Source organism: Streptomyces sp. WAC04114, assembly GCF_019733245.1.
GTDB lineage: Bacteria > Actinomycetota > Actinomycetes > Streptomycetales > Streptomycetaceae > Streptomyces > Streptomyces massasporeus_A.
Map to the genome: position 1 here is coordinate 1 of NZ_JAIGQA010000241.1, position 9,912 is coordinate 9,912.

The window sequence follows — 9,912 nt, forward strand, 5'->3', positions numbered from 1 at the left end:
GCGCAGCGCCTGCTTGGCCTGCTCGCGGGTGGTGGCGTCGGCGACCGCGACGCGCCCGCCGCCCGGTGGCTACGGCTTCCCGCCCCCCGCCGGCCAGGGTGGCCCGCAGGGTCCCGGGGGCCAGCCCGGCGGACGCCCGCCGCACCTGTCCGCCGTGCCGAACGCCGAGCCGGAGCTCTGCCCGCAGTGCCGTACGCCGCGCGAGGGCGGCGCGCCGTTCTGCGAGGAGTGCCGGTGGAACTTCCTCACGAACACGGCGACGTCGTACACCCCAGCGGCCCCGCCGCCCGGCCCGGGCGCGCGTTTCCAGCCACCGGGCGGGCAGGGCGGCCCGCCCCCCGGCCCGTCGTACGGCGGCGGTGACTCCTACGAGTACCAGGGGTCCCGTCCGTCACAGATGAACCGCCCGGCCGAGCCGATCCCGCCGTTCGGCGGCGACCCGTCGGGCCGCCCCGGCCCTGGTGGACCCGGTGGTCCCGGTGGTCCTCAGGGCGGTGGCTACGGCTATCCGCAGCCGGGCGCTGCCCCGACCTCGCCCGGCCCTGGTGGCCCTGGCGCCTTCGGTGGCCCTCCCGGTGCTGGTGGTCCCGGCGGGCCCGGTGGTCCCGGTGGCTTCGGTGCCGACCCCTCCCGGCCGGGCCCGCCTCCGCCCGGGCCCGGTGGTCCTGGTGGCCCTGGCGGTCCCGGTGCTCCGCAGGCCTTCCACCAGTCCGGTCCGCCGGCCCCGCCCGGATTCCCGCAGGAGACCCAGCGGCCTCCGCAGCAGGGCGGTCCGTCCTTCGGCGGCGGTGAAGACGACTGGGTGATCTCCCCGCCGACCTCGGGCCCGGGTGGCCCCGGCGGTCCCGGTCAGGGCGGCTACGGCTACCCGCAGCCGGGCGCGACCCAGGCCCCGTCCGGCCCCGGTGGCTTCCCCCAGCAGCCCCAGGCGCCGCAGGGGCCCGCCACGTGGACCGCGACCATCGGCCCGGACCGCGACTACTTCATGGCGATGATGCATCGCTCCGGCCCCGAGGCCGCGGGTCTGAACCTGCCCGCGTATTCGCCCGAGCAGCAGCGCACGCTCACCGGCAACCAGCTCACCATCGGCCGCCGCCGGCACTCCACCGGCGACACCCCCGACATCGACCTGTCGACGCCCCCCGAGGACCCGGGCGTCTCGCACCAGCACGCGGTGCTGGTCCAGCAGCCGGACGGCAGCTGGGCGGTCGTCGACCAGAACTCGACGAACGGCACCACGGTCAACGGCTCGGAGGAACCGATCCAGCCGTTCGTCCCCGTACCGCTGCAGGACGGCGACCGGGTGCACGTGGGCGCCTGGACGACGATCACGATCCGCCGCGGCTGAGCCGCCGCGGCGAAGGGCTGTTCACGACGGGAGGGGCCAGGCGTACGGCCCCTCCGGGTCGTCCAGGCAGGCCCATTGCCTGTCCTCGCTGACGGTGATGCCGTAGCGCTCACGCTGCGGCCTGCCCTCCTGCTCCCAGAGCGCGTGCGCCTCCTGCGGGTCGAGGATCCCGCGGGTCAGGGCCAGCAGGAAGCGGAACAGGTCGTCCTCCCGGGCCCGGCGCGGCACCCCGCCCAGCTGTACCGGCTCTCCCCCGGGCCGGCCCGCGCCGCGCAGCGGCACGAAGTAGGCGGGCGTGTGCAGGAACCGCCCCTCGGCCTGTCCGCCACCGCTCACCGTCAGCACGATCAGGCCGGTGGCGAGCGGCATGAGGATCCGGCCGCCCGGGCGGGTCTGGCCGACCCAGGCGCGCGGGACGCCGCCCAGCGCGCAGGTGGCGATGATCCGGTCGAACGGCGCGCGCTGCGGCACACCCCGGGCACCGTCACCGGTCACGACGACCGGGTGGTATCCGGCCGCGGCCAGGTGCCGGCGGGCCGACTCGGTGATCTCCGGGTCGAGATCGACGGTGGTGACCTTGTCGTCGCCCAGCCGGTGGGCCAGCAGCGCCGCGTTGTAGCCGGTGCCGGCGCCGATCTCCAGCACCGTGTGCCCGTCCGCGACGCCCAGCGCGGTCAGCATGTCCGCCATCAAGGACGGCTGGCTGCTGGAGGACAACAGCTCGCCGTCGCGCAGCCGGGTGGCCAGCGGGGTGTCCTCGTAGGCGCCCCGCAGCCACCGCTCCCGCGCCCCGCGGTCGGCACTCTCGCCCCAGCGGCGTTCGTAGCCGCCGACGACGCCGACGTAGTAGTACGGCACGAAGAGGTGCCGCGGGACCGTCGCGAAGGCGTCCCGCCAGCCCGGATCGGCATCCAGGGCTCCGCTCGCCTCGATCCGCCGCACCAGCGCCGCCCGTGCGGCGGCGGCGAGACCGTCGAGCTCCCTGCCGGGTGCGTAACCGCCCATGTCTCCACAGTAGGGGCAGGGTCCCGGCAGGAGGGGCGGGGTCCGGCAGGAGGGGCGGGGTCCTAGGTCTTGAGTCCTATGCCGGGGCGTCTGAGACCATGGATCGCGTGAATGAGATTCGGCGCGGCACGCTTCAGGAGCAGACCTTCTACGAGCAGGTCGGCGGGGAGGAGACCTTCCGTCGGCTCGTCCACCGTTTCTACGAGGGAGTCGCCGAGGACCCGCTGCTGCGGCCCATGTACCCCGAGGAGGACCTGGGCCCGGCCGAGGAGCGCCTCGTGCTGTTCCTCATCCAGTACTGGGGCGGCCCCACGACGTACAGCGACAACCGGGGCCACCCGCGGCTGCGGATGCGGCACGCGCCCTTCGCGGTCGACCGTGCGGCGCACGACGCGTGGCTGAAGCACATGCGGGTCGCCGTCGACGAACTCGGGCTGTCCGAGGAGCACGAGCACACGCTGTGGAAGTACCTGACGTACGCGGCGGCCTCGATGGTCAACACCGAGGGCTGACGGCCGTCGAGGGCCGGGTCAGCGCACGCTGACGTCCAGCGCCCCGAGCCCGGCACGTCGTACGGCGATGGACCCGTACGGCGTGCGCAGCCTCAGCCACGCCCCCGACGAGAGCAGCCCCAGCGGCACCCCGGGCCGCAGGAAGCCCAGGGAGTGCGCCGCGTGCACGGCCCGGACGGGCAGCCGGGTGTCCCCGACCGTGCGGGACCAGATGTCCGCCCCGATCCGGTCCAGCTCGGTCCGGGTCCGCAGCTCGGCGGGCAACTCCTGGGTGCGGGAGCGGAACTCGGCGACGACGGCCGCGACCAGGGACCGCAGGGCGTCCGGCGCGGGAAGCCCCGGCTCGGACCGCCAGCCCCGGCGGGGCGGCAGCACACCCGCCCACGGCGGCCCGGTCACCGCACCCGGCACGAGCGCCGTGCCGGCCTTCTCGTCCACCGTCTCCAGGAACTCACCGGCGGACACGGTCACGTCCAGCGTGACCTCGAGACCCTTCTCGTACGGCTTCGCCAGCCGCACCGCCCGCACGGCGAGCACCTCGAAGGACGGCGGGCGCCCGAAGACGGCCAGTGCGGTGCCCGCCGCCTGCAGCCGCACCGCGGCGCCACGGTCGTAGTGGAGCAGCCGGGAGAGGAAGGCCGCGAGATCCGCCGCCTCCCCCTCGTCGGCGAGGTGGAGCACCGTCATGCGGCGACGGCCTCCTCCTCGGCGTCATCCATGTACTCGCGGAGGAACTCCCGCTCCTCCGCGGTGATCCGGCGCGGGCGCTGCGCCTCGAAGTCGAACGGCACGATCACCGTCGAGGCCCGCACATAGACCTGGTCGTCGTCCTTCACCTCGTAGGTGAGGGTGAAGGACGCGGCCCTTATCTCGGTGACCCACAGCTCGATGTCCACCGGGTGGTGCCGGTGGACGAGCTGCCGCTTGTAGTCGATCTCATGGCGTGCCACCACGGACCCCTGCTTGAAGTCCTTCTCCGGGCGGAACAGGAAGTCGATACGGGCTTCCTCCAGGTAGCGGAGGAACACCACGTTGTTGACGTGGCCGTACGCGTCCATGTCCGCCCAGCGCAGCGGGCAGCGGTAGATGTGCCGCAAGATCGATCAGCCCCGGGTCAGCTTCTTGTAGGTGGCGCGGTGCGGACGGGCGGCGTCCGGACCGAGCCGCTCGATCTTGTTCTTCTCGTAGGACTCGAAGTTGCCCTCGAACCAGAACCACTTGGACTCGCCCTCGTAGGCGAGGATGTGCGTGGCGACCCGGTCCAGGAACCACCGGTCGTGGGAGACGACCACGGCCGCACCCGGGAACTCCAGCAGCGCGTTCTCCAGGCTGGAGAGGGTCTCGACGTCGAGGTCGTTGGTCGGCTCGTCGAGGAGCAGCAGGTTGCCACCCTGCTTGAGGGTGAGCGCGAGGTTCAGGCGGTTGCGCTCACCGCCGGAGAGCACGCCGGCCGGCTTCTGCTGGTCCGGGCCCTTGAAGCCGAAGGCGGACACGTAGGCACGGGACGGCATCTCGACCTGGCCGACGTTGATGTAGTCCAGCTCGTCGGAGACGACGGCCCACAGCGACTTCTTCGGGTCGATGTTCTCGCGGCTCTGGTCGACGTAGGAGATCTTGACGGTGTCGCCGACCTTGATGGCGCCGGAGTCCGGCTCCTCGATGCCCTGGATCATCTTGAACAGGGTGGTCTTGCCGGCGCCGTTCGGGCCGATGATGCCGACGATGCCGTTGCGCGGGAGCGTGAAGCTGAGGTCGTCGATGAGCAGCTTGTCGCCGAAGCCCTTGGTGAGGTTGCTGACCTCGACGACGACGTTGCCCAGGCGCGGGCCCGGCGGGATCTGGATCTCCTCGAAGTCCAGCTTCCGCATCTTGTCGGCCTCGGCGGCCATCTCCTCGTAGCGGGCCAGACGCGCCTTGGACTTGGCCTGACGCCCCTTGGCGTTGGACCGCACCCACTCCAGCTCTTCCTTGAGCCGCTTCTGCCGCTTGGCGTCCTTCTGGCCCTCGACCTTGAGGCGGGCGGCCTTGGTCTCCAGGTACTTGGAGTAGTTGCCCTCGTAGGGGTAGAGGCGACCGCGGTCGACCTCGCAGATCCACTGGGCGACGTTGTCGAGGAAGTACCGGTCGTGGGTGACCGCGACGACGGTGCCCGGGTACTTGGCCAGGTGCTGCTCCAGCCAGTTCACCGACTCGGCGTCGAGGTGGTTGGTGGGCTCGTCGAGCAGCAGCAGGTCGGGCTGCTCCAGCAGCAGCTTGCACAGCGCGACGCGGCGGCGCTCACCACCCGAGAGGTTGGTGACGGGCCAGTCGCCGGGCGGGCAGCCCAGGGCGTCCATGGCCTGCTCCAGCTGGGCGTCCAGGTCCCACGCGTTGGCGTGGTCGAGGTCCTCCTGGAGCTTGCCCATCTCCTCCATGAGCTCGTCGGTGTAGTCGGTCGCCATCTGCTCGGCGATCTCGTTGAACCGGTCGAGCTTGCCCTTGATCCCGGCGACACCCTCCTGGACGTTCTCCAGGACGGTCTTGTCCTCGGTCAGCGGGGGCTCCTGGAGCAGGATGCCGACCGTGTAACCGGGAGTGAGGAAGGCGTCACCGTTGGACGGCTGCTCGATGCCGGCCATGATCTTCAGGATCGTCGACTTGCCGGCGCCGTTCGGGCCGACGACGCCGATCTTCGCCCCCGGCAGGAAGCTGGTCGTCACGTCGTCGAGGATCACCTTGTCGCCGTGCGCTTTGCGCGCCTTGCGCATGGTGTAAATGAACTCAGCCAAGAGAAACCGTCCGGCAGCTTGAAACTGGCAGTGGGCAGATACACCCCATCTTGCCGTACCGCCACCCCTGGGCGGAAACGCGTATAGCTGCGCGGGCCTGACCTGGGTCTTTGTGATGGACGACTGAGACTCGCCTGTCACTGTCGGTCGCCGTTCATCGACCTCGGGCGCCCTCGCACGGCCCAGAGACGGACCAGGACAGGAAGTGTCGCCTGCCCCGCCACGCCGGACTATGGTGCGGCCGTGACAAGCGCAGCGGAGCGCCCCATCCTCTTCCTCGACGTCGACGGACCCCTTATCCCGTTCGGTGCCGACTTCAGCGGCCTGCAAGCCCCGGCTTCCGACTCTGAGGTGTCCGTCGGACAAGGGAACCCCTTGCTTGGGCGCCTTGCCCCTGATCTTGGATCGCGTCTCACGGCCCTGGACTGTGATCTCGTGTGGGCCTCGACATGGATGGAAGAGGCGAACGAAGCCGTCGCCCCACGCATCGGACTGCCAAGGCTTCCCGTCGTCGAGTGGCGGGACGCCGATGCCGACGCCGACCGCAGTCCGCTGGGCCTGCACTGGAAGACCCCTCGTCTCGTCGAGTGGGCCAGGTGCCGGCCGTTCATCTGGGTCGACGACGAGATCAGCAGCATGGACCGCATCTGGGTCGCTGCCCGGCATCCTGGTCCGTCACTTCTTCATCGCGTCGACCCGGCCAAAGGCCTGGAAGAAGCCGACTTCTCCGTGTTCGCCGATTGGCTCGGCGCGCTGGGAGCCAGCCGAGGGGCAGGCGCTTAGAAGAGCCCCGGGGCTCGTTGCACCTCGTGCCGTTGACGTGCACACAAGCGGGGGATGCCGATCTCGCCTCGGCAACTTCGACACGTATTCGACTGGGGTCGTGATCGCTTGAGGACTCGTGGGCATGTGGTCCCCTCCAGACGGCCCGACTACCGCTTCGACGGTGGTGGTTGCATTGACGATCCCGTCTGACGACCGGCGATGGCTGCGGCGAGTGCCAGTAGGGCTTCGACCTGTGCGCCCCGGGCACGGGATTGCCGTGGTTGCTGTACTTCGCTGCTGTACGGAAGTCGGTGTCGGTGGTCGGAGCTAGCCTGTCGTGCGTTGGGCCGCTCCGAGGCCGCGGAGATGGACGGTGCCAAGAATGAGGGAACATGACCGGGCAAGAAGCCGTAGACCTTATTCGCCTCGCCGACGACGAGGGTAATAGCGTCGTCGTACAGGTGACCGGACGGGATACGCCGGGGGTGCTGACAGGCCACGACACTCTGACTGCGAACGTCCTGGTAACGACCGGGTTCGTCAGTGGGCAACTGGAAGTGTGGCTCTTGCCTACCGACCTGGTCGAATGGGAAGCAGCTCTCGACTCGTTGGCGGCGGGGCAGGACATCAGATGGATGGGAGGTCGCGCGCCCGAGATCAGAGTCCAACTTGAGGGAGAACGTGGCTGCCCCGAGGTCATCGTTGACGACGTACCGAGTTCTATGGCGACAGTGACAGTGCCCGTGGCCCTCGAAGAGGGCTGGATAGATGATCAGCGTCGCCGTTTGGACGAGGTTCGCCGACGCTGGCCCCGCGAGGTCGTGGAACCCTCCTTCGGTGTCTTCGAGTGGAGTCCGAACCGAAAGCGACACCCATAGCAAGACTGTGCCGTGCCGCTGTGCGTACGAGCGCTCTCGATCGCCCCTTTCTCAAGCGGCACCCTAGCCAGCGGTTGGCGGAGCGGTTCCCGTGAACCTCAACCCACCACTGTCCCAGGCTCCCATCCCGTCTGCCGTCGCCCCACACACGGTGGAGCGGGCGTGCCACAGAGAGGCCTCCGGCGTCGACCCGGCTGACCGGCGGCCGCTGTCATCGGACGCAGATGATGCAGCGGTCGGCCGAGCGCCGCCGTCACTCCCCGGCCGCCGCCTCTTTGCGCCGCAGCACGATCAGGGTCGTCCCGCCGATCAGGACCAGGCCGATGGCGACGCCCGCGATCAGGGGGGTGATGCCGGAGCCGCCCGTTTCGGCGAGGTTGGTGTCGGGGGCCGTGCCGCCCACTGTGGCCGGGCTCGGTTCGCTGAGGGTCTGGGTGGTCGTGCCGGTGTCGCTGCCGCGGGTCTGGCAGTCCAGCATGCCGGTGAAGCGCTTCTCGAAGCCGCCGGGGCCGTGGATCGTGAAGTCGTAGGCCTGGTCCTCCTGGATCGGGACCGTCACCGTGCGGGACTCGCCCGCGGCGATGGTGTGCTCCAGACCGGCCAGTTCGAAGGTGAACGGCTCGTCGCCCTTGTTGGAGGCGATGATGTCGACGCCGCCCTCGGCGCAGTTCTTCGCCGCCGACAGCGCGGGGATCGGGCCCTGCTTCGCCCAGGTCGCCCCGGCCGTCGCGGACACCGTCGACTCACTGGAACCGGCCAGGATCTGCGTCTGGCTGCGGCTCTCGGAAGCGAAGGCCCGGCCGACCGGCACGGTGGTCGACGCCTGCACGGTCAGCTCCGCCGTACCGGCTGCCGCTTCCGCGGGGACGTCGAAGAACACCTGCCCGCCGTCGAGCGTGGAGGTGACGGCCTTGCCCTGCTTGTCGACGACCCGCACTCCGCTCGTGGCGGCATCCGCCGGCGGGGTGACCGTCGCGCTGCCGGCGTTGGTGCGCACCGTCACCGGTCCGATCCGCTCCCCCGGCCGCCCGGAGACCGCGGAGGGCTCCAGGGTGAGCGAGGCACGGGGCTCGGGCAGATTGCGGGCGTGCTTCTCCAGGTAGTCGGCGAGCTGCTCGGCCTGCGGGTCGAGGGCGTCGACGGCGATGTCGTCCGAGTAGCGCCAGATCGCCACCTGCGTGCCGGCCGCGGCGTCCTGCTCGGTCAGCGGTCCACGCACACCCGCCTTGCGAGCGAGCGTCGCGAGGTCGTTGACCTGCGGGTAGGAGTTCTGCAGGATCCAGCGGATCTTGCCGGCGTCCTTGTTGGCGCCCAGGGACGTGCCGCTCCAGGACGTCTCGTGGTACCTGGCGTCCCGCTGCGTGGGGTTGTGGAGGTCGACGCAGTACGTCTGGAGCATGCCGCCGCCGTCGACGGACATCTCGAACAGGCCCGCCGAGATCTCCTGGTCGCCGGTGCCGGCGGGTATGACGGCCGCGCCGTACGTCTTGAGGCCGCCTATCGTCGCGGCCGCTCCGCCCTGTCTCTGTGTCGTCTCGTCGGCGACCGCCCGTCCGGCACCGGCCAGACCGCCTGCGGCGACGAGCCCGGACACCACTGTCGCGGTGGCGAGACGGGCCGCCGCTCGCCTGCGTACGAACACCTCAGAGAACGAAGCAAACACCGAATTCCCCTTCGAGCAGGACCGTTGACGTGGGGGGACGGTCCCACCAGCAGAATCAGAGGCCTCACAGGACACAAGAGACCCGAGAACCATGTCCGGCATCCTAGGGACGCGGGGAACCCCGCCCGCCGGTCAGACGGTCGGACGAGTGATCCGACTCGGAATCGTTATCGCCAAGATCCCTGATGGGCAGGGCTTATCGACAAATCCACCCCTGACCGATCGGCGCGCACCGGCCGATAGGCCGCAGTTCGGGCGGGCGGACACGGCACGATGATTGACGTCACGTCAATACGGCCGTCGCCGAACGATGTTGCTCCTCGGATTCCGTCGGCGCCTCCGAACCATGGGGCGGGGTTTCCCAGTTGGGCTCCGGTTGTGTCGGCACGGTCGCCGTCTCCGCTGCCTTGGCGGCGCGCCTGAAGGCCGACGTGCCCCAGGCCAGATCGTGTCCGATCGACACGGCGTCGATGTCCGCCGACGTCCAGCTCTGCCCCTCGCGTACGTCGGTCCGCACCTTCAGCCTGCCCTGCACGATCACGGGCTCGCCGACCGTCAGCGACGCCGCCGTGTTCGTGGCCAGCTGACGGTTGGCCCACACCGTGAAGAAGTTGGTGTGCCCGTCCGTCCACGTGTTCTTCTCGCGGTCCCAGTAGCGCGCGGTCACCGCCAGCCGGAACCTCGCCGACGGGCCGGACGCCATCTCCCGGTACACCGGCTGCGTCGCCACCCTGCCGACCGCGCAGACCATCGTCTCGTTCATAGCGAAGCCTCCCTCGCCCGGGTGCGGCAAAGCACCGGGCCGACACGCGTACGGGCCCCTCCCGTACGGCTGTGTCTGCCAGACTGCCGCCGCCGGGCCGGGCCCGCTGAGCGCTGTGGATCGCCGTCCGCCTGTGGACAACTCCGTCACCCACACGGTGGCGGCGAGTGGGGCGGGGTGAGGTCGAGCGTGTGCCGGACAGGGCCGGGG

General features: G+C 70.5%; 10 protein-coding genes. 4 read left to right on the forward strand and 6 right to left on the reverse strand.

The features are described 5' to 3' along the window. Nucleotides 1–13: 13 nt before the first annotated feature. Nucleotides 14–1,348: an FHA domain-containing protein gene (locus K4G64_RS36085; RefSeq protein ID WP_260461458.1), complete on the forward strand. Its 1,335-nt coding sequence runs from the start codon at nucleotides 14–16 to the stop codon at nucleotides 1,346–1,348. A 21-nt stretch (nucleotides 1,349–1,369) separates the two neighbouring features. On the opposite strand, the gene K4G64_RS36090 is transcribed toward K4G64_RS36085, so the two are convergent. Beyond that, a complete protein-coding gene (locus tag K4G64_RS36090; RefSeq protein ID WP_221760110.1) occupies nucleotides 1,370–2,353 on the reverse strand; it encodes a methyltransferase domain-containing protein in 984 nt (327 codons plus the stop codon). A gap of 98 nt (nucleotides 2,354–2,451) precedes the next feature. Here K4G64_RS36090 and K4G64_RS36095 point away from each other — a divergent pair, with 98 nt between their 5' ends. Beyond that, a complete protein-coding gene (locus K4G64_RS36095; RefSeq protein WP_189588835.1) occupies nucleotides 2,452–2,865 on the forward strand; it encodes a globin in 414 nt (137 codons plus the stop codon). 18 nt (nucleotides 2,866–2,883) lie between these two features. Here K4G64_RS36095 and K4G64_RS36100 read toward each other — a convergent pair whose 3' ends face one another. From K4G64_RS36100 to ettA, 3 genes are read right to left on the reverse strand one after another with little or no spacing between them, the layout of a single operon-like run. Beyond that, nucleotides 2,884–3,552, reverse strand: coding sequence for a hypothetical protein (locus tag K4G64_RS36100; RefSeq protein WP_221760111.1), 669 nt, complete (start codon nucleotides 3,550–3,552; stop codon nucleotides 2,884–2,886). Beyond that, on the reverse strand, nucleotides 3,549–3,962 hold the full coding sequence (locus K4G64_RS36105; protein WP_031105280.1) for a thioesterase family protein: 414 nt from the start codon (nucleotides 3,960–3,962) through the stop codon (nucleotides 3,549–3,551). The genes K4G64_RS36100 and K4G64_RS36105 overlap by 4 nt, the downstream gene beginning before the upstream one ends. A 6-nt stretch (nucleotides 3,963–3,968) precedes the next feature. Then, entirely contained in the window at nucleotides 3,969–5,633 is a 1,665-nt protein-coding gene (gene ettA, locus K4G64_RS36110; RefSeq protein WP_190898842.1) for an energy-dependent translational throttle protein EttA, read from the reverse strand. Nucleotides 5,634–5,876: 243 nt separating this feature from the next. Between ettA and K4G64_RS36115 the strand changes: the two genes are divergently transcribed. Continuing rightward, nucleotides 5,877–6,416, forward strand: a complete 540-nt coding sequence (locus K4G64_RS36115) for an HAD domain-containing protein (RefSeq protein WP_221760112.1) — start codon at nucleotides 5,877–5,879, stop codon at nucleotides 6,414–6,416. A gap of 374 nt (nucleotides 6,417–6,790) precedes the next feature. Continuing rightward, nucleotides 6,791–7,276: a DUF5959 family protein gene (locus K4G64_RS36120; RefSeq protein WP_221760113.1), complete on the forward strand. Its 486-nt coding sequence runs from the start codon at nucleotides 6,791–6,793 to the stop codon at nucleotides 7,274–7,276. Between the two features lie 253 nt (nucleotides 7,277–7,529). On the opposite strand, the gene K4G64_RS36125 is transcribed toward K4G64_RS36120, so the two are convergent. Continuing rightward, entirely contained in the window at nucleotides 7,530–8,939 is a 1,410-nt protein-coding gene (locus K4G64_RS36125) for a Cys-Gln thioester bond-forming surface protein (protein ID WP_221760114.1), read from the reverse strand. A 283-nt stretch (nucleotides 8,940–9,222) separates the two neighbouring features. Continuing rightward, nucleotides 9,223–9,702: a single-stranded DNA-binding protein gene (locus K4G64_RS36130; protein ID WP_221760115.1), complete on the reverse strand. Its 480-nt coding sequence runs from the start codon at nucleotides 9,700–9,702 to the stop codon at nucleotides 9,223–9,225. Nucleotides 9,703–9,912: the final 210 nt, after the last annotated feature.

Coding starts and splice junctions, on each gene's coding strand:
- K4G64_RS36095 (WP_189588835.1), top strand. CDS start 2,452: ATGGATCGCGTGAATGAGATTCGGCGCGGCACGCTTCAGGAGCAGACC.
- K4G64_RS36120 (WP_221760113.1), top strand. CDS start 6,791: ATGACCGGGCAAGAAGCCGTAGACCTTATTCGCCTCGCCGACGACGAG.
- K4G64_RS36090 (WP_221760110.1), bottom strand. CDS start 2,353: ATGGGCGGTTACGCACCCGGCAGGGAGCTCGACGGTCTCGCCGCCGCC.
- K4G64_RS36100 (WP_221760111.1), bottom strand. CDS start 3,552: ATGACGGTGCTCCACCTCGCCGACGAGGGGGAGGCGGCGGATCTCGCG.
- K4G64_RS36130 (WP_221760115.1), bottom strand. CDS start 9,702: ATGAACGAGACGATGGTCTGCGCGGTCGGCAGGGTGGCGACGCAGCCG.